The organism is Roseovarius sp., from assembly GCF_030373445.1.
Taxonomy (GTDB): Bacteria; Pseudomonadota; Alphaproteobacteria; order Rhodobacterales; family Rhodobacteraceae; genus Roseovarius.
In genome coordinates, this window is record NZ_JAUCYU010000016.1 from 47,294 (window position 1) to 64,800 (window position 17,507).

The window sequence follows — 17,507 nt, forward strand, 5'->3', positions numbered from 1 at the left end:
CGGCCCCGTCCGCAAGCGCTAATCCACGCTCTTCAGCCGGCTTCGCTGGATCACCGCCACCACCACCAGCGGCACGACCACCGTCACCACCGCCACCGTGATCAGCAGCCAGCCCAGCTCCGAATAGTCCTGCTGCATCGTCACCGCCCCGCTTTCCGGGTCCGTCACCTCGCGCCGGATGGTGTAGACCCGGTTGAGATACTTGGTCCCCAGCGTGCTCGCCGACAGCGCCAGGTTGGTGAACGAGGCCATCACCGCGAAGAACGTGGCCTTCAGGTCCCCCGGAGCGTTCTTCGCGATCCACGCCAACATCGGGATCATCGCGATCTGCCCCAAGGGCGACTCGATCGCGGTATCGAGGATCGCGATGAACCGCGCATCCACCACGCCCCCGGTCAGTGGCGCGGTGATATCCTGTATCCCGTAATACAACCCGATATTCGGCAGGGTCAGAACCCCCGCCGCCAGCGTCAGCAGCACCACGATATAGACGATCGACCGATGCGCCATCAGCGGCCGCAGCACCACCATCCCTGCCAGCGTCAGCACCGAGGTAATCAGCGACAGCACCGACAGGAACTGCTGGTCGAACCCCAGCACGTCGATGTTGAACCACGCCACCCCGTCGCCCGGCCGCGGCACGGCGCGAAAGGCGAAGATGATCACCGCCGTCCCGATCAGCGTCCTCGCCTGCGCCTCCGGCAGCACCGCCACCAGCTGCCGCATGAGCAGGATCACGATGATCAGCGACCCGCCAAAGATGATCTCCTGCCCGTAGGGCACCTGGCCCAGCCCGAAGATCAGCGTCAGCGCCACGAAGGCACCGCCGCCGATGAAATACCACATGTTGGGCCTGGTCTCCTCGTCGGGCCGGGCAAAGGCCGCCTCGACCTCCTCGCGCGCCAGCCCCTGCCGCTCAAGCCGGCGCTTCTTCACCGCCTTCTGCACCCCGGCCAGTACCACGCCCGAGACCGAGATCACCGGGATCGCCAGCGCCGCCAGGTAGATATCGGCGTAGATCTCCGCCTTCGCCGCCGGGCTCAGCGCCTCGATGCCCCGGAACATGTAGATATTGAGCGCCGCCACCACCACCGTGCCGGAAATCAGCGCGAACCGGCCCAGCGTCTGCATGGTCACATGCATCGCCTTCTCGTCCTCGTCCGAGATCGGGTTGCCCGCGCTGTCGACCTTCGGCACCGCCTCCACCGACATGGCATCGGCCACCGCGTCCTGCAGTACCACGCCACAGGGCGCCAGCAGGAAGCTCGTCACGTACCACGAGCTCAGCGGCATCACCGCCGCCATCATCTCGCGCTCGGTCAGCACGAGGTACATGATGAAGACGCTCGCCGCCAGAAGCCCGGCGCCGATCCAGACCAGCAGCCATTTCCACTTCCAGATGATGTCGACCAGGTGCCCCAGCGGCATCTTCAGCGCCCAGGGCAGCCCCGCCCAGAAGGCCAGCCCGGCCAGGTAGGCGGCCGACAGATCGAGGTAATCCTTGACGAAGAACGTGCCCACGATCGCCGTCAGCCCGGTGAACCCGTAGGCGAAATAGACCATCAGCGGCGGCAGGAACGACCATCGCACCTGCCGGCCCAGGTCGAAAATGACCGCGTCGATCCAACCCTTGCGCGCCCCGGCTTCCGTCATCGGCTCTCCTTCTGTCGCTCCGCTCAGCCTAGGGGCCCACCCCCGGCCCTATCAATCAACGTCCCCGCACGAGCGCGTGACCGCACCCGCCTATCGCAGCACCGAGGAATAAAGCAGCATGCCCCAGGGCCCAAGCTTCGCCTCGACCTTTCCCCACAGCGCTCCGAACCCGATCGGATCGGCCCGGCAGGCGGCGGCGATCTCGGACAGGCTCCGCCGCCCGTCCACGGCCCCGATCAGCGGCGCGGCCTCCTTCGGCAGCACCAGCGCCTCGCTCAGCCCGTCCGAGCCCAGCGTCACTTTCTGCCCCTGCGCCACGGCCCGCGCCAGCTGCGCCGCCTGCACGCCCTTGATCTGCGGCACGAGGGTGCGGTTCCGGCCGCTCGCCGGCCCGCGCGCCTCGGCCTTCGGCACGGCATAGCCCGTATGCGTCCGGATCGTGCCCAGCAACTGCTCGGCAAGCGCCATCCGCTCCGGCGCGCTCAAGCCCTCCGGCACCTCGGCCAACCGGCTCGGATCATACAAAGCCGGCACGGTGAACCCGCTCAACGCCCACCCCGTCCGCTCCAGCACGTCCAGCAGCGCGGGCACGTCATAGGCCCGGTCCTGCGTATGCAGCAGCAGGTCGTAGAACCCCGCATCCCCGCTCTTGTGATCGTTGACGTTCCGGTTCGCCTTGAACGGATGCCCCTCCGGCAGCCGCTCATACACCTCTCTCGCCTTCGCGATCCGCTCCCCCGGCGGCAGGTCGCCATAAAGCGTCCCGAACGCCGCCTGCAACGTGTAGACCCCCGACCGGCCATAGGGCGCATAGACCATGAAGCCCATCCCGCCCCCGGGCGCCAGTGCGCCCCGCAGCGCCTCGAACCCGGCCTCGGGCTCCGGCAGGTGATGCAGCACCCCGCAACAATCGATGTAATCGAATTCGCCGTACTCCGCGGCGTCCAGCAGGCTCCCGGTGACGAAGCGGATGTTCTTCAACCCCCGCACTTCGGCCCGTGCCTCCGCCACCCGGCGCGAGGCCTCCGACAGGTCCACATAGACCGCCTCAAAGAGCTTGCCGTACTGCGTCAGCAATGCCGTCAGCTGGATCAGCCCGTCACCCGTCCCGCCCCCGGCCACCAGCACCCTGAGCGGCTCGGACCAAACCCGCTGCCCGCCAAAGACGAAATGGTCGATCTCCTGCGGCAGCGAGGGCGACCCGGTGATCAGCCGCTTGCGCTCCTCCTCCGGGTCCCTCTCCGGATAGGGAAACGCCTCGTACTGCTCCCTGACCTTGCTCATGCCGCCCCCGGATTATCCAATGCCCGCCGAAGGATAGGCCGGTTTCGTGCGGGGATGCAAAGACAAGTGTGCAAAGCCCGCGCTTGCACCCGCCCCCGTTCCGGCGCAGCCTGCGTGCCATGACAGACGCGCCCCTGATCGCCATCCCCTATTTCACCGGCAACGGCCACACCCGCGTGCTGGCCGAAGCGGTGGCCGACGGCGCGGGCGGCGCCACCCTCATCGACGTCGAACAGATCACCGAGGCCGACTGGCAGACCCTCCGACACGCCCACGCCATCCTCTTCGCGTCGCCCACCTACATGGGCTCCACCGCCGCGGGCTTCGACCGCTTCCTCGAAGACGCCGCAGACCGCTGGCCCGACCTCCCCTGGCGCGACAAGATCGCGGGCGGCCTGACGGTGGCCACCTACCCCTCGGGCGACAAGCTCTCCACGCTCATCCGCCTCGCGGTCTACGCGGCGCAGATGGGCATGATCTGGGTCGGCCAGGCCGAGATCGGCGCCCCGGTCCACCCCGACAAACCCGGCCTCAACGCCCCGGGCAGCTACCTCGGCCTGATGGCCACCTCCTCCCGCGACAAGACGCAGATGGTCGACGCGCACGACCTCGAAACCGCCCGCCACTTCGGCGCCCGCATCGCCGCAGCCACCCTGCGCTGGCGCGACGGCTGACGGCCCGGCACAAGCCACCCGCCCCCTGCTTCTTTTGGTAAAGATACTCCCGTGGGCTTGGGGGCTGACCCCCGATGTCACGCACCTGACCACATAGCCTCAAACGCGGCGACGGCTTCCCGCAATCGCGTTCTTCAGTGGCCGATGCTCTCGTCCAAACCTGGGGAACCGTTCCCGCTCAAGTCATCAGCCACGCGATAGGCGCAGGCCGTCAGACCAGCCTGAATCCCACATCCACGCGCCGACCCTCCCGCGCCTCCTCGAAAACCGACCGAACGCGCGAAACCAGCAAGGCAACCTCTTCCGAAGCCTGTCGGTGCCCCGTCACCTCGACAAGAAAGGGCGGCGAAACCCCGTTGATATCACTCGTGATACTGTCCCACAGCGCATCCAGGTTTCGCCCATGCCAACCCGGAGCCTTCAGCCCGGACAACTGCAGGTCATAGAAGTCTCCTTCATTCCGGCACCCGGAAACGTCGATTGGTATCTTCTTCACGCGCTCACTCCGGCACATGGCAACCCAATCATCATCGCAAGGCGCACCCCGCCACGGCAAGGCACAGCCCCTGCTTCTTCTGGCCGCAAGTATCCCGGGGGTCTGGGGGCTGGCCCCCAGGAAACGCCGCAAGCCTCCTACTCCATCCCCACCTTGATCCGCCCGTCCGTATAGGCCGTGTAAGGCCCCACCTTCGCCAGGTACTCCGCCGTCACGTTCGCCACGTCCGGCCCGAAATCATAGGCGTCCTGCGCGTCGACGAACATCGCATAGCCGTCCCCGCCATTGCGGATATAGTTGTTCGACGCCACACCGTAGAGCTTCTCCGGGTCAAGCGCCGCGCCGCCCACCATCACGTCGGAGATCCGCTCGCCCACCGGCTTGGTCGGATCCACGGCAAAGCTCATCCCCGCCACCTGCGGGAACCGCCCGGCCCCCTCCTCGAACTGGCTCACCCCGTTCTCCAGCGCCTCCTTCAGCACAGAGCCCGTCACCCGGAAGGTCGACAGCGTGTTCTGGAACGGCAGCACCGTCAGCACCTCGCCCATGGTGATCGGACCGGCGTCGATGCTGGCCCGTACACCCCCGCCATTCATGAAGGCCACCTCGATCCCCTGCCCCTTCACCCGGTCGAGCATCGCGTCGGCCACCAGGTTGCCCATTTCGCACTCCCCGGTCCGACAGTTCACCCGGTCGCCCCCGATCGGCGCGGCCGCCTCGGCCACCACCTCGTTCCGGATCTCCTCGAGCGGCTGCGCGGCCTCGGTGATCCGCGCCTTCACGCCCTCGTCCTCGGTCACGCCCGCATCCATCAGCCGCGGACCACCGCTCGCCTCGACAACCTTGCCCGCGTCGTCGAAGGTCACCACCAGCTCGCCCAGGTACTTGCCATAGGCATAGGCCTGCACCACCGCCGTATCGCCGACCATCGTCGGGTAAGGCCCCGCGGCCGAGGCATCGTCATTCGCCAAAAACGTGTTCGAATGCCCGCCCACGATCACGTCGACGCCCGTGGTGGCCTCGGCCACCTGCAAATCGACCCGATAGCCCGAATGGCTGAGCACGATGATCTTGTTGACCCCCTGCTCCTCCAGCTTGTCGACCTCCGCCTGAACGGCATCCGCCGGCGGCGTGAAGATGATGTTCGGCCCCGGGCTCGCCAGCTCGTCCGTGTCCTGCGGCGTCAGGCCGATCAGCCCCAGCTTCTCGCCCTCCCGCTCGATCACCGTCGATTTCATCAGCACGTCGGCCAGCAGGGGCTCCCCGCTCACATCCGCGTTCGACATCAGCACCGGGAACTTCACCGCGTTCATGAACCCGCGCAGCACCTCCGGCCCGTCGTCGAACTCGTGGTTGCCCACCGTCATCGCGTCATAGCCCAGCCGGTTCATCATCTCGGCCGCCAACTGGCCCTTGTAATAGGTGTAGAACAGCGTGCCCTGGAACTGGTCACCCCCGTCGACAAGGATCGGGTTGACCGCCTCCGCCTTCAACTCGGCAATCGCCGTGGCCAGCCGTGCCGAACCGCCGAAACATTCGCCGGCCTGGTTGTCCTCTTCGCCGCAGGTCGAATCGTATTTGTTGATCGGCTCGAACCGGGCGTGGAAATCGTTGGTGTGCAGGATGGTCAGCACGTAATCGGCCTGCGCCATCCCGGCGGCTGCTGCGAAAACGCCCGCAAGGGCAAGACGGGTCAGCATGGTTTCAATCTCCTGTTGGTATGTCCCCGAGTTTGCCCGCCCTTTCGCCATCCGTCAAAGCCTTCCCGCTTGACCGTCGCATGACGGCGGGGCATCACCGGCCCCATGCTGATCCTCAAGATTTTCCGCACCGCCGAATGGCAGGTCTTGCGCCGCGACGGCAAAACCGCCGGCGCCCCCATCGACCTCTCCGACGGGTACATCCACTTCTCCACGCCGCAGCAGGCCGCCGAGACCGCCGCCAAGCACTTTGCCGATGCCGATGACCTCGTCCTCGTTTCGGTCGAAGCCGACGATCTGGGCGATGCCCTGAAATGGGAACCCTCCCGCGGCGGCGCCCTCTTCCCGCATCTCTACCGCGAGCTGCACCTTGCGGATATCGCCCGGGTCGAGCCGCTACCGCTGGCGGGTGGCGTGCACGTCTTCCCCGAGGACCTCGCCGGCCATGTCGACCCGACACGCCCGCAGTTCCAGCTCTTCAAGGATCTCGACCGCGACCACCCGATCGAGATGCTCAACCTCGTGGCCCTGCGCGACCACGCCGCCTACCCCGAGGGCCACGACCTCGCAAACGCAGGCCTCACCGGCGCCGAGGCCTACCGCCGCTACGGCGCCGAAACCGCCCCCATCATCCAGCGCCTCGGCGCCTCGATCCTCTGGCGGGGCGAGATGCAGACGATGCTCATCGGCCCCACCACGGAAGCGTGGGATCACGCCTTCATCGCCCGCTACCCCACGGCCCACGCCTTCCTCGAAATGGTCACCGACCCCGCCTACCGCGACGCCGTGATCCACCGGCAGGCCGCCGTGCGCACTTCCCGCCTCATCCGCTGCAAACCCACCGAGACAGGCGGGGCCTTCGGATGAACCTGTTCGAGCGCGCGGGCCTCTCATTCCTCCACCGGTTCGACCCGGAAGCCGCCCACGGGCTCAGCCTGCAGGCCCTGCGCCTCGGCGCCGTGCCCCTCCCCGGCCTCGTCACCTCCCCCCGCCTGCGCACCCAGCTCGCAGGCCTCCACCTCCCCAACCCCATCGGCCTCGCCGCGGGCTACGACAAGAACGCCACCGCCCTCAGCCCCCTCTCCCGTGCCGGGTTCGGCTTCCTCGAGGCTGGCGCCGTCACCCCGCGCCCCCAGCCGGGCAACCCCCGCCCCCGCCTCTTCCGCCTCACCGAAGACCGCGCCGTCATCAACCGCTTCGGCTTCAACAACGATGGCATGGAAGCAGTCGGCCACCGCCTCGCCAACCGCCCCCGCGATGCCGTCATCGGCCTCAACCTCGGCGCCAACAAGGACAGTGCCGACCGCGCCGAGGATTTCGCCCGCGTGCTGGCCCATTGCGGCCCCCATCTCGATTTCGCCACCGTCAACGTCTCCAGCCCCAACACCGAGAAGCTGCGCGACCTGCAAGGCGCCGAGGCGCTGGCCTCCCTCCTCGCCGGGGTGATGGCCGCCCGCGACACCCTGCCAACCCCCATCCCGATCTTCCTCAAGATCGCCCCTGACCTGACCGACGCAGAACTCTCCGAGATTGCCGACGTCGCCCGCCAATCAGGCCTCAGCGCCATCATCGCCACCAACACCACCCTCTCCCGCGAGGGCCTGACAAGCCCCGCGAAGGGCGAAACCGGCGGCCTCTCCGGCCGCCCCCTCTTCGACAAATCCACCCGCGTGCTGGCGAAACTCGCCCAGCTCACCAATGGCGACATCCCCCTCATCGGGGTCGGCGGCATAAGCTCCGCCGAAGACGCCTACGCCAAGATCCGCGCCGGCGCGAGTGCAGTGCAACTCTACTCCGCCATGGTCTACGACGGCCTCTCGCTGGTCCAAAACATCGCCCGCGGCCTCGACCGCCTGCTCGAACAGGACGGCTTCACCCACGTCGCCGACGCCACCGGCACAAAAACGAAGGACTGGCTATGACAACCATCTGGCACAACCCGCGCTGTTCGAAATCGCGCCAGGCCCTCGCCCTGCTCGAAGAGCGCGGCGCCGACATCACCATCCGCCGCTACCTCGACGAGCCGCCCACGCTGGCCGAACTGCAGGACGCCCAGTCGAAACTCGCCCTCCCTGCCATCGACATGATCCGCACGGGCGAGGCCGTCTTCAAGGAGATGGGCCTCTCCAAATCCGACCCCGACGAGACCCTGCTCAAGGCCATGGCCGAGGCCCCGAAACTCATCGAACGCCCCGTCATCTTCTCCGGCGAGAAAGCCGTCATCGCCCGCCCCCCGGAAAAGGCCCTCGACATCCTCTGAGACTCACGAGGTGGGTTCGCACCCACCCTACCCGTCCCGGCCCCGAGCCGGGACCTCGCGTCGCCGAAACAACGGTTCGGGCCCTCGATTTTCAATACGAAACCGCTCGATCTGCCGTAGGGTGGGTGCCAACCCACCACACCCTGACTCTCTCCTGCGAACGCCGTTGACCAACCCCGGCCAACCGATACCCGCACCGACGCAATACCGACAAAATACCGACGTTATACCGACGTCGATTTTCAGCCCGGAATTACCCCCCGTTCGCTCCCCGGTACCACGCCACGATCGCCCGCCGCTCGTCCTCTTCCATCCACGTCACGTTCCCCGGCGGCATCGCATGGCTCGCCCCGGCCTGCAGGAAAATCGGCGTCGCATGGGCGGCAATCTCGGCCTCCGTCTCCAATAAAACGTTCTTCGGCGCCCGCCTGACGCCTTGCCACACAGGCTCCCGCGCATGGCACATCGAACACCGCCCCAGCACGATATCGCGGGCCTCCTCGAACCCCTCGGCCTCGGCGTAAACCCTTTCAGACGCTGACATTTCCCTTGCCTCCGCCGCCTCGATATCCCCCTGCCGCAGCGGCGCCGTCGACAGCCACATGATCGCCAGGAACAACAGCACCGTCACCGCCCATGTCCAATGCGGGTTGCCCGTCCCCGCATGGTGCGAATTGAACCAGTGCCGGATCGTCACCCCCATCAGGAACACCAGCGCCGCAATGACCCAGTTCCACTCGGTCGCAAAGGCCAGCGGGTAATGATTGCTCAACATCAGGAAAATAACCGGCAAAGTCAGGTAGTTGTTATGCGTCGACCGCAACTTCGCGATCTTCCCGTACTTGGCATCCGGCACCCGGCCCGCCTTCAGGTCCGCCACCACCACCTTCTGGTTCGGGATGATGATCAGGAACACGTTCGCCGTCATGATCGTCGCCGTGAAGGCGCCGAGGTGCAGCATCATCGCCCGGCCGGTAAAGACCTGCGTATAGCCCCACCCCATTGCCACCAGCAGCCCGAACAAGAGCACCATCAACAGCGTCGGCCGCTCTCCCAGCGGCGACTTGCACAGCCGGTCATAGACCAGCCAGCCAACGCCCAGGGAGGCCGCCGAAATCGCGATCCCCTGCCAGACGGCCAGATCCGCCTTCGTCCGGTCGATCAGGTACAACTCCGCCCCGGCCCAGTAGACCACCGCCAGCAGCGCGGCGCCGGAAAGCCACGTCGAATAGCTCTCCCACTTGAACCATGTCAGGTGCTCCGGCATCCGCTCCGGCGCCACGAGGTACTTGCGGATATGGTAGAACCCGCCGCCATGCACCTGCCATTCCTCGCCATGCGCGCCCTCCGGCAAATCCGGCGCCTTCCGCAGGCCAAGGTCCAGCGCGATGAAGTAGAACGAAGACCCGATCCACGCCATCGCCGTGATGACATGCAGCCAGCGGATGGCGAAGCCAAGCCAGTCCCAGATGATCGTCAGTTCGTACATTGGCCGAAAACTCCTTCAGACGGCACCACCCTAGCGCGCCTGCATATTCTTCTCTATTGAATGAAAAAACAGATCAGTTTCAAACAGAACCTGAAGATCACCCTGCCATGGCCTATCTCGACAATATCCGGACTTTCGTGCGTGTCTACGAACTGGGCAACATGTCCGCCGCCGCCCGTGATCAGCGGATCTCGGCAGCCGTCGCCTCGGCCCGGATTTCACAACTGGAGGAACACCTTGGCGTCCGCCTGTTCCAGCGCACCACGCGGCAGCTGAACCCCACCGAACAAGGCCGCCTGTTCTACCCCGGCGCCTGCAAGATCCTCGAGGCGGTCGAGGATGCCGAGGCCGAGATCACATCCGTCACCCGCACGCCGCGCGGCACGCTGTTCATCGCCGCGCCGCTGGGCATCGGCCGCCGCCTGATCGCGCCGCACGTTCCCGCGTTCAAGGAAGCCTACCCCCTCATCAACATCCGCCTGCGCCTGTCGGACCGGGCGGTCGACCTTGCGGGCGAAGGGCTCGATGTGGCCTTCTTCCTCGGCCTGCCGCGCGACTCCACCCTCAAGATGCGCAAGATTGCTGACTGTCCCCGCATCCTCTGCGCCGCGCCCGCCTACCTCGAAAGCAAGGGCCATCCGAAACGCCCGACCGACCTGACCTCGGGCGCGCATGACTGCCTCAACCTCCGCTATCCCGGCGCGCAGGAATTCCAGTGGCCGCTGGAAACCCCCGACGGGGTCGAGCGCTACTCGGTCAAGGGGCCGTTCGAATCCGACGATGGCGACGTGCTGACAAGCTGGGCGCTCGAGGGCCACGGCATCATCCTCAAACCCCGGTTTGAGGTGGCCGATCACCTCGCCGCGGGCCGCCTTCTCCCGGTGCTGGAAGACTGCCCGCCGGTGCCGGTACAACTCGGCTGCCTCTACGCCCACCGCCGCCACCAGGACCCCAAGACGCGCCTGCTGATCGACTTCATGGCCCAGCGGATCACGGCGGCACTTGCCGAAACGCCCGCAACCGCCTAGCGCTTGCGCCGTGCCCCGGGCGTCTTGGAATGAAACCCCGGCGGGCGCTTGGCCACCCACCGGATGAACTTCGCCAGCCGCGGATGCGCCTTCAGCGCGTCGATGCTGGCATACTCCCTTGCCAGCTCCGCCTCGGTCAGCGTCGCGTGGATCTCGTTGTGGCAAATCTGGTGCAACAGCACGACCGGCCCGCCCTTGCCGCCTTTCAGCCTGGGCACGAGATGATGCAGGCTCTGTTTGGCATCGGGCGGGATAGGCCGGCCGCAGAGCGGGCAGATCGGGTCATCCATACCCCGTTAACCTGTGGCTGTCAGACAGGCGGGCAAGCGGGCGACCGAATGGCGGAACAGGCCGCTCACGCTCACGGCATCGCCAGCACCCGCTGGAAGGCATCCCGCGCCTCCATCCGGGCGCGCAGGTCGGCCAGCTTCGCCGGCGCCTCGGCAAAACCCGCCCGCTCGGCCCAGCTCAGGCAATGGGCCAGCAGCATGTCGGGGATGGTCATCATCTCGCCCGTCAGGAATGGGCCGGTCAGGGCCGCCTCCAGCCGCGGGAGAACCTGTTCGTACTCCCACTTTAACGATTTCTTAACCTCCGGCATCCGCCGCTCCTCAGGCAGCACGAAACTGTGCCGCGCCGCCATCCAGATCAGCGCCTCCACCTCGTCGAGAATCATCAGCGTCAGCGCATCCTGCCGTGCCCGCTCCAGTGTGCCGGCGCCATAGGTCAGCGCCCCGTGCCGGTCGGCCAGGTAGGTCATGATCGCCACAGAATCGGTGATCGTCTCGCCGTCGACCTCCAGCGCCGGGATCTTGCCCGAGGGGTTCGCGGCCAGCGCCTCTTCGCTGCGGGGCTTGGCCGGGACATGCTCGTAGGGCTGGCCCAGCTCCTCCAGCATCCACAGCACCCGAAGCCCGCGCGAGGCGCGGCTGCCGATCACCTTGTACATGGAACGCCCCTCCCTTTGCGGTCGCCACGCGCCACCCTGCCCCGGCGTCGCGCCGAAGACAATCCCGCCCGGCCATTCCTGACAGGATCTTTCAGGGGGCATCGGATAGGATGACCGCGACCCCACCAGATCGAAGGACCTCACCATGACCTGCACCGGATCCTGCCTTTGCGGCGCCGTCACCATCGAGTTTGCCGAAGCCCCGACGGAAACCGGCGCCTGCCATTGCAGCATGTGCCGCAAATGGTCGGGCGGGGTCTACCTCGCGCTGTCCGTGCCCGCCGGCAAGGCCACCTTCGGCGGCGAGGAGAACATAGCCCTCTACCCCTCCTCCGACTGGGCCGAGCGCGCCTTCTGCAAGACCTGCGGCGCCAACCTCTTCTACCGCCTCACCGCCCCGGGCCCCCACCAGGGCGACATGTTCGTCTGTTTCGGCACGCTCGACGACCCCTCCGGCGTCACCCTGACCGAGGAGTCCTTCATCGACGAGAAACCCGAGGGCTATGCCTTCGCCGGCGACACGAAAAAGCTGACCGGCGCCGAGTTGATCGCCCAGTTCGAAGCCGGGGGCTGACAGTTTGCCCGCGTCGATGACGCGGAACATCCGTCTCTACCGGTGGTTCCAGTTCTTCCAGGGCCTGCTCTTCTGGCAGGCGGTCTGGTTCCTGTATTTCCAGGGCACCCTCTCGGCGGCCGAGGCGGTGCTGCTCTACGCGATCTTCAACGTGGCGACTACGGCGCTCGAGGTGCCGTCGGGATGGATGTCCGACAGGCTGGGCCGCCGTCCGACGCTGATCGCGGCGGGGCTGACCGGCGTGGGCGGGGCGGCCCTGCTGGCCACGGGCGACAGCTTTGTCCTGTTCTGCGCGGCACAGGTCCTGATCGGCGCGTCGAAGGCGTTTTCCTCGGGCACCGACAGCGCTTTCCTCTACGAATCCCTCGCCGCGACCGGGCGCCAGACCGAGGTCGAGCATCACGAGCTCGCTGCCTGGCGCTTCTCTTTCACGGCGCTGGCGCTTTCGGCCGTCACCGGTGGCCTGCTCTACGTGGTCGACATCACCGCCCCCTTCTGGGCGAGCACGGCCGCCGGACTGGTCGTTCTGGCCCTTGCGCTCGCTTTCCGCGAACCGCCACAGGAGATCGACGAGGCCACCCCCCTCTCGCAACTGGGCACCTTGCGCGCCGCCCTCCGCCAGCCGGTGCTGGCATGGCTCTTCGTCCTCAGCGTGGCGATGTACGGCTTCAGCCACCTGCCCTTCGTCTTCGGCCAGCCCTTCATCCTCGACGCGCTCGCCAAGGCGGGCCTCGCGGCCGAGGCGCCGGTGGTCAGCGGCGGTGTCACCTCCGCGATGATGGTGATCTCGGTCGCGGCCTCCCTCTTCGCCCCGCGCCTCAGATCATACCTCGGCCTGCCCGCCATCCTGCTCGTGGCCTTCGCCATGCAGATCGCCCTCTGCGGCGTGCTGGCCCTCAGCGACTCACTCATCGTCATCGCCTTCCTTTTCCTGCGCATGGTGCCCGATTCCCTCTCCCGCCCCTTCCTCCTCGCCCGCGTCCAGACACTCCTGACCAACGGCGGGCGGGCCACCTACCTGTCCCTGCAAAGCTTCTGCGGAAGGCTCGTTTTCGCCGCCACGCTCTACCTCGTCTCCCGCACGATGACAGGCACGGAGGAGATGGATCACGCCGGTATCCAGACGGTGCTGGGCTGGTCGGTGCTGGTGGGGGTGGTGGTTTTGGTGGGGCTGGTGCTGGCGGCCAGGCGCGTGCGGGTGGAGCCCGCCTAGCGCCGTACCATCATCGCCAGCCGGATTAGCGTCCGTTCCACCAGCGCCATGTCCGGGGCCGTCTGCCCGGCCGAGCGGAGCCGCAGGTCGGTGTCGGTCAGCAGCGTCACCGCCTCCTCCAGCTTCGCCGCGCCCCAGGCCTGGGCCTGCCGCTGCATCCGGTCGCGGCGGGGGCCGAAGACCGGCGGTCGCACGCGGGCGATGCCCTGCGCCGGCCCGTTCGGGTCGGAGGCGGCGGCGTAGAGCGTGCGGAAATGGCGGGAGGCGGCCATGCAGAGCCCAACCGGCTGAACCCCCTGTGCCCGCAGGCGCTTCATCACCGGGCCGATCTCTCCGGGCCGGGCCTCGGCCACGATATGCAGAACGTCGTCCATTTCGGCCTCGGTCGACGAGGGCGCGCAGGCGGCGACATCTCCGGAACCGACGGGCTGGTCGTCGTCCAGCTTATAGAGCGACAGCTTCTCGACCGTCTGACGGAAATCGCCGGGGTCGAGCTCTCGCGACAAGGCGGTGAGGTCGCGCATCGCGTCGGAACCGATATCCTTCAGCCCGGCCTTCTTCAGCACCTCCTCGATCTCGGCGCGCGAAGGCGGGTCGTCGTAGATGGCGGCGGCAAAGGCATTCTTGTGCCCCTCGAAAAGCTTGCGCAGCTTCGACGTGGCCTTGAGCTGCCCGGCGGTCACCACCACCTGTGCATCCCCTTCGCGCCACTCGGTCAGGGCATCCGTCACCGGCCCCGCGACGGTGTCATTCGCATCCTCGACGAAAGCCACCCGAGGCCCCGGAAAGAAGCCCTGCGCCTTTACCGCGTCGAGCAGCATCGCGGGATCTTTCCGCAGCTCGGCCCCGTTCATCCGGGTCAGGCGCATCTCCTCCTCACCCTGCGGGCCGATCAGCGCCTTGATCACCTCCTGCCGCCGCATGGCCACGCGCATCGCGTCCGTGCCGTAGATCAGCAGCCCTGCCCGATTCGGCTCGGGCCGGGCGAAATAGCCGGGCGCGTCGCGCGAGGAGAGTTTCATGCCGGAAGGGTGGCGGCCTCGGCCGTCAGCCGGGTGATGATCATGTCGGTCAGGATGGTCATCAGCCGCGCCTCGGCATCGCGTTTCGCGGCTTGCGTGGCGACGGTGGTGCCCGAGGCGGAATAGCTGGTGAAGCTGTCGGCCTTGCCGCTGGTCAGCACGCGGTCGGTGTCGATATCGCGCAGGGCAAAGGTCACCTTGCCCAGCATGTTGTACCGGGTGATGACGTTGTTCGACGAGATCGCGATGGCGTTCTCGGTGATCAGGATCGAGTAGGACAGGGCGTAGCGCCCCGGTTCCGCCCGGCCCAGCCGCTCCTCGAAGCGGCGGGTCAGAAGATAGCCGGGCCTGCTGTCGGGTTCGTCCACCAGCACCGCGTTCTGCAGCTTGGCCGCCGCGCCGCCGGGGCCATAGGCGGGCGTGAAGCCGCAGCCGGCCAGGGCGGCACCCGACAACAGGAAGAGACGGCGGTTAAACGACGACATTCACGATCCGACCGGGGACGACGATAACCTTCTTGGGCTGGGCCCCATCCAGCGACCTGATCACAGCATCGTTCGACAGCGCGGCTTTTTCAACCTCTGCCTTGTCCATGTCCTTGGGCACCTCGATCTCGGCCCGGCGCTTGCCGTTGATCTGGATCGGCATCGTGATGGTGTCATCGACGAGCATCGCGGGGTCGGCCACGGGCCATTTGGCGGTGGCGACAAGCCCGTCCTGCCCAAGCGTTGACCAGAGGTCCTCGGACAAATGCGGCGTCATCGGCGACATGAGCTGCACCAGCGTCACCGCCGCCTCGCGCTTGGCCCCGGCACCGGCCTGCGCGCGGGCCAGCGTGTTGGTGAAGGCGTAGAGCTTGGCGATGGCGGCGTTGAAGCCGAAGCTTTCGACCCCGCCGGTCACGTCGTGGATGGTCTTGTGCATCTCGCGCAGCAGGGCAGTGTCGGCCTCGGCATTGGCCGGCGCGTCGCTGGCGGCGATCTCGGTGACGATCCGGTGCACGCGGGACAGGTGCTTGAACGCCGCCTCGGCGCCCGCTGCCGTCCATTCGACATCCCGCTCGGGCGGGCTGTCGGAGAGGACGAACCATCGCGCGGTATCGGCGCCGAACTCGCGGATGATGTTGACCGGGTCGACCACGTTCTTCTTCGATTTCGACATCTTGGCGGAAGGAACGATCTCCACCGCCTCGCCCGTCGCCTTGAGACGCATGCCGCCTTCGCCTTCTTCCACGTCTTCGGGGAAGTGATAGACCGCGCGGCCCTTGTCATCTTTCGTCTGGTAGATCGCGTGGGTCACCATCCCTTGGGTGAAGAGCGCATCGAACGGCTCGATCGCCTTCTCGGGCAGGTGGCCGCAGATATGCATCGCGCGAGCGAAGAAGCGGGAATAGAGCAGGTGCAGGATCGCGTGCTCAATCCCGCCGATATACTGGTCGACATTCATCCAGTACTCGGCCTCGACCAAGTTGGTCGGCGTCTCGGCGCGGGGCGCGGTGAAGCGGGCGAAGTACCACGAGCTGTCGACGAACGTGTCCATCGTGTCGGTCTCGCGCTTGGCCGGGGCGCCGCATTTCGGGCAGGCACAGTCGCGCCATGTCGGATGACGGTCAAGCGGGTTGCCGGGGGTGGCGAAGTCGATGGGCTTGCCGTCCTCGTCATAGGGCAACTCGACGGGGAGGTTCTCCTTCTTCTCCGGCACCACGCCGCAGCTCTCGCAATGCACCACGGGGATCGGGCAGCCCCAGTAGCGCTGGCGGGAAAGCCCCCAGTCGCGGAGGCGGTACTTGGTGACGCCGGTGCCCCAACCCTGCTTCTCGGCATAGTCGATGGTGGCGTCGATCGCTTCCTGCCCGGTGGCCACGTCGATGCCCGCGAAGTGGTTCACCCACTTCACCTTGTCGGTCTTGGGCGGCACGAAAGCCTCGGTCGCGACCGGCGTCTGGTCGTCCATCGCGAAGAAGGTGTCGATCACCGGCAGGTCGTACTTGCGGCAGAAATCGAGGTCGCGCTGGTCATGGGCCGGACAGCCGAAGATGGCGCCGGTGCCGTAATCCATCAGGATGAAGTTGGCGATCCAGATGGGCAGCTCCCAGTTGGGGTCGAGCGGGTGCTTCACGGTCAGACCGGTGTCGAAGCCCAGCTTTTCGGCCTTCTCAAGTGCCTCTTCCGTGGTGCCGCCCTTGGAACACTCTGCACGGAAGGCAGCCACGTCGGGGTTGCTCTCCGCCAACTCCTTCGCCAGCGGATGATCGGGCGAAATGCCGATGAAGGACGCGCCAAGCAGCGTGTCGGGCCGGGTGGTGTAGACCTCGATCTCGCCGCCATCGGTGCGCTCGAAACTGAACTGAAGCCCGCGCGACTTGCCGATCCAGTTCTCCTGCATCAGCCGCACCTTGGCGGGCCAGTTGTCGAGCCCGCCCAACGCCTCGAGCAGCTCTTCCGAGAAGTCGGAGATCTTGAAGAACCACTGGGTGAGCTCGCGCCGCTCGACCTCGGCGCCGGACCGCCAGCCCTTGCCGTCGATCACCTGTTCGTTGGCAAGCACGGTCATATCCACCGGATCCCAGTTGACCACGGCGTTCTTGCGGTAGACGAGGCCCTTCTCGAGGAAATCGAGGAACAGCGCCTGTTGCTGGCCGTAATATTCCGGGTCGCAGGTGGCAAATTCGCGGCTCCAGTCGATCGACAGGCCCAGCGGTTTCATCTGGCCGCGCATGTCGGCGATGTTGCCATAGGTCCAGTCTTTCGGGTGGCCACCCGAGGCCATCGCGGCGTTCTCGGCCGGCATGCCGAAGGCGTCCCAGCCCATCGGGTGCAGCACGTTATGGCCGGTCGCCAACCTGTGCCGGGCAATCACATCGCCCATCGTGTAGTTGCGCACGTGACCCATGTGGATGCGGCCCGAGGGGTAGGGGAACATCTCGAGCACGTAGTACTTGGGCTTGTCCTGCGACCGCTCGGCGCGGAACACCCCGGCCTTGTCCCAGGCCTCTTGCCACTTGGCTTCGATTTCGGCGGCGGAATAGCGCGACATGGCCTGCCCGTCCTTGCAACTGTCTGATCCTCTGGGGTGATAGGCGCAGAGCGCGCGAGGGTCCAGTGCGGACAGGTGAAAAATGCGCGACTTTGCACCGGGAAGGTGCGGGCCTATAAGGGGAAAAAG

Annotated in this window: 17 protein-coding genes and 1 pseudogene; 8 read left to right on the top strand and 10 right to left on the bottom strand. The window is 66.7% G+C overall.

What is annotated here, in order from left to right:
* Positions 1 to 18: 18 nt before the first annotated feature.
* Positions 19 to 1,653, bottom strand: a complete 1,635-nt coding sequence (locus tag QUV18_RS22475; protein WP_300896402.1) for a hypothetical protein — start codon at positions 1,651 to 1,653, stop codon at positions 19 to 21.
* Between the two features lie 90 nt (positions 1,654 to 1,743).
* Entirely contained in the window at positions 1,744 to 2,937 is a 1,194-nt protein-coding gene (locus QUV18_RS22480; RefSeq protein ID WP_300896403.1) for a class I SAM-dependent methyltransferase, read from the bottom strand.
* Positions 2,938 to 3,056: 119 nt separating this feature from the next.
* Here QUV18_RS22480 and QUV18_RS22485 point away from each other — a divergent pair, with 119 nt between their 5' ends.
* Positions 3,057 to 3,611, top strand: coding sequence for a flavodoxin family protein (locus QUV18_RS22485; RefSeq protein WP_300896404.1), 555 nt, complete (start codon positions 3,057 to 3,059; stop codon positions 3,609 to 3,611).
* A gap of 211 nt (positions 3,612 to 3,822) precedes the next feature.
* Here QUV18_RS22485 and QUV18_RS22490 read toward each other — a convergent pair whose 3' ends face one another.
* Complete coding sequence (locus tag QUV18_RS22490) at positions 3,823 to 4,107, bottom strand: barstar family protein (RefSeq protein WP_300896405.1); 285 nt, start codon at positions 4,105 to 4,107, stop codon at positions 3,823 to 3,825.
* Between the two features lie 137 nt (positions 4,108 to 4,244).
* Positions 4,245 to 5,807 (bottom strand): bifunctional metallophosphatase/5'-nucleotidase, encoded by a 1,563-nt coding sequence (locus QUV18_RS22495; protein WP_300896406.1) that lies wholly within the window; start codon positions 5,805 to 5,807, stop codon positions 4,245 to 4,247.
* Positions 5,808 to 5,912: 105 nt separating this feature from the next.
* On the opposite strand from QUV18_RS22495, the pseudogene QUV18_RS22500 reads away from it, so the two are divergent.
* The 4 genes and pseudogenes from QUV18_RS22500 to arsC form a co-directional block, all read left to right on the top strand.
* Positions 5,913 to 6,137, top strand: a pseudogene (locus QUV18_RS22500) (DUF952 domain-containing protein); the annotation flags it as partial.
* Between the two features lie 84 nt (positions 6,138 to 6,221).
* Positions 6,222 to 6,674: a DUF1330 domain-containing protein gene (locus tag QUV18_RS22505; protein WP_300896476.1), complete on the top strand. Its 453-nt coding sequence runs from the start codon at positions 6,222 to 6,224 to the stop codon at positions 6,672 to 6,674.
* On the top strand, positions 6,671 to 7,729 hold the full coding sequence (locus QUV18_RS22510) for a quinone-dependent dihydroorotate dehydrogenase (RefSeq protein WP_300896407.1): 1,059 nt from the start codon (positions 6,671 to 6,673) through the stop codon (positions 7,727 to 7,729). The genes QUV18_RS22505 and QUV18_RS22510 overlap by 4 nt, the downstream gene beginning before the upstream one ends.
* A complete protein-coding gene (gene arsC, locus QUV18_RS22515; RefSeq protein ID WP_300896408.1) occupies positions 7,726 to 8,067 on the top strand; it encodes an arsenate reductase (glutaredoxin) in 342 nt (113 codons plus the stop codon). Before QUV18_RS22510 ends, arsC begins: the two co-directional genes overlap by 4 nt.
* Positions 8,068 to 8,320: 253 nt before the next feature.
* Here arsC and QUV18_RS22520 read toward each other — a convergent pair whose 3' ends face one another.
* Positions 8,321 to 9,556 (bottom strand): urate hydroxylase PuuD, encoded by a 1,236-nt coding sequence (locus QUV18_RS22520; RefSeq protein WP_300896409.1) that lies wholly within the window; start codon positions 9,554 to 9,556, stop codon positions 8,321 to 8,323.
* A 107-nt stretch (positions 9,557 to 9,663) separates the two neighbouring features.
* On the opposite strand from QUV18_RS22520, the gene QUV18_RS22525 reads away from it, so the two are divergent.
* Positions 9,664 to 10,584 carry a LysR family transcriptional regulator gene (locus tag QUV18_RS22525; RefSeq protein WP_300896410.1) on the top strand — a complete coding sequence of 307 codons (921 nt, stop codon included), beginning with the start codon at positions 9,664 to 9,666 and terminating at the stop codon, positions 10,582 to 10,584.
* Here the strand turns inward: QUV18_RS22525 and QUV18_RS22530 are convergent.
* Both QUV18_RS22530 and QUV18_RS22535 read right to left on the bottom strand, forming a co-directional pair.
* A complete protein-coding gene (locus QUV18_RS22530) occupies positions 10,581 to 10,874 on the bottom strand; it encodes an HNH endonuclease (protein WP_300896411.1) in 294 nt (97 codons plus the stop codon). The genes QUV18_RS22525 and QUV18_RS22530 overlap by 4 nt on opposite strands.
* 71 nt (positions 10,875 to 10,945) lie before the next feature.
* Entirely contained in the window at positions 10,946 to 11,533 is a 588-nt protein-coding gene (locus tag QUV18_RS22535; protein ID WP_300896412.1) for a glutathione S-transferase family protein, read from the bottom strand.
* Between the two features lie 145 nt (positions 11,534 to 11,678).
* Between QUV18_RS22535 and QUV18_RS22540 the strand changes: the two genes are divergently transcribed.
* Together QUV18_RS22540 and QUV18_RS22545 are read left to right on the top strand one after the other, a co-directional pair.
* Positions 11,679 to 12,107: a GFA family protein gene (locus QUV18_RS22540; RefSeq protein ID WP_300896413.1), complete on the top strand. Its 429-nt coding sequence runs from the start codon at positions 11,679 to 11,681 to the stop codon at positions 12,105 to 12,107.
* 16 nt (positions 12,108 to 12,123) lie between these two features.
* Entirely contained in the window at positions 12,124 to 13,320 is a 1,197-nt protein-coding gene (locus QUV18_RS22545) for an MFS transporter (protein WP_300896414.1), read from the top strand.
* On the opposite strand, the gene holA is transcribed toward QUV18_RS22545, so the two are convergent.
* From holA to leuS, 3 genes are read right to left on the bottom strand one after another with little or no spacing between them, the layout of a single operon-like run.
* A complete protein-coding gene (gene holA / locus QUV18_RS22550) occupies positions 13,317 to 14,342 on the bottom strand; it encodes a DNA polymerase III subunit delta (protein ID WP_300896415.1) in 1,026 nt (341 codons plus the stop codon). The genes QUV18_RS22545 and holA overlap by 4 nt on opposite strands.
* On the bottom strand, positions 14,339 to 14,827 hold the full coding sequence (lptE, locus tag QUV18_RS22555; protein ID WP_300896416.1) for an LPS assembly lipoprotein LptE: 489 nt from the start codon (positions 14,825 to 14,827) through the stop codon (positions 14,339 to 14,341). Before lptE ends, holA begins: the two co-directional genes overlap by 4 nt.
* Positions 14,814 to 17,378: a leucine--tRNA ligase gene (leuS, locus tag QUV18_RS22560; RefSeq protein ID WP_300896417.1), complete on the bottom strand. Its 2,565-nt coding sequence runs from the start codon at positions 17,376 to 17,378 to the stop codon at positions 14,814 to 14,816. The genes lptE and leuS overlap by 14 nt, the downstream gene beginning before the upstream one ends.
* Between the last annotated feature and the right edge of the window lie 129 nt (positions 17,379 to 17,507).

What these genes read in the sequence shown, in the direction of transcription:
- QUV18_RS22475 (WP_300896402.1), bottom strand. Translation starts at nt 1,653, where the DNA reads ATGACGGAAGCCGGGGCGCGCAAGGGTTGGATCGACGCGGTCATTTTC.
- QUV18_RS22480 (WP_300896403.1), bottom strand. Translation starts at nt 2,937, where the DNA reads ATGAGCAAGGTCAGGGAGCAGTACGAGGCGTTTCCCTATCCGGAGAGG.
- QUV18_RS22485 (WP_300896404.1), top strand. Translation starts at nt 3,057, where the DNA reads ATGACAGACGCGCCCCTGATCGCCATCCCCTATTTCACCGGCAACGGC.
- QUV18_RS22495 (WP_300896406.1), bottom strand. Translation starts at nt 5,807, where the DNA reads ATGCTGACCCGTCTTGCCCTTGCGGGCGTTTTCGCAGCAGCCGCCGGG.
- QUV18_RS22510 (WP_300896407.1), top strand. Translation starts at nt 6,671, where the DNA reads ATGAACCTGTTCGAGCGCGCGGGCCTCTCATTCCTCCACCGGTTCGAC.
- arsC (WP_300896408.1), top strand. Translation starts at nt 7,726, where the DNA reads ATGACAACCATCTGGCACAACCCGCGCTGTTCGAAATCGCGCCAGGCC.
- QUV18_RS22520 (WP_300896409.1), bottom strand. Translation starts at nt 9,556, where the DNA reads ATGTACGAACTGACGATCATCTGGGACTGGCTTGGCTTCGCCATCCGC.
- QUV18_RS22525 (WP_300896410.1), top strand. Translation starts at nt 9,664, where the DNA reads ATGGCCTATCTCGACAATATCCGGACTTTCGTGCGTGTCTACGAACTG.
- QUV18_RS22530 (WP_300896411.1), bottom strand. Translation starts at nt 10,874, where the DNA reads ATGGATGACCCGATCTGCCCGCTCTGCGGCCGGCCTATCCCGCCCGAT.
- QUV18_RS22535 (WP_300896412.1), bottom strand. Translation starts at nt 11,533, where the DNA reads ATGTACAAGGTGATCGGCAGCCGCGCCTCGCGCGGGCTTCGGGTGCTG.
- QUV18_RS22540 (WP_300896413.1), top strand. Translation starts at nt 11,679, where the DNA reads ATGACCTGCACCGGATCCTGCCTTTGCGGCGCCGTCACCATCGAGTTT.
- QUV18_RS22545 (WP_300896414.1), top strand. Translation starts at nt 12,124, where the DNA reads ATGACGCGGAACATCCGTCTCTACCGGTGGTTCCAGTTCTTCCAGGGC.
- holA (WP_300896415.1), bottom strand. Translation starts at nt 14,342, where the DNA reads ATGAAACTCTCCTCGCGCGACGCGCCCGGCTATTTCGCCCGGCCCGAG.
- lptE (WP_300896416.1), bottom strand. Translation starts at nt 14,827, where the DNA reads ATGTCGTCGTTTAACCGCCGTCTCTTCCTGTTGTCGGGTGCCGCCCTG.
- leuS (WP_300896417.1), bottom strand. Translation starts at nt 17,378, where the DNA reads ATGTCGCGCTATTCCGCCGCCGAAATCGAAGCCAAGTGGCAAGAGGCC.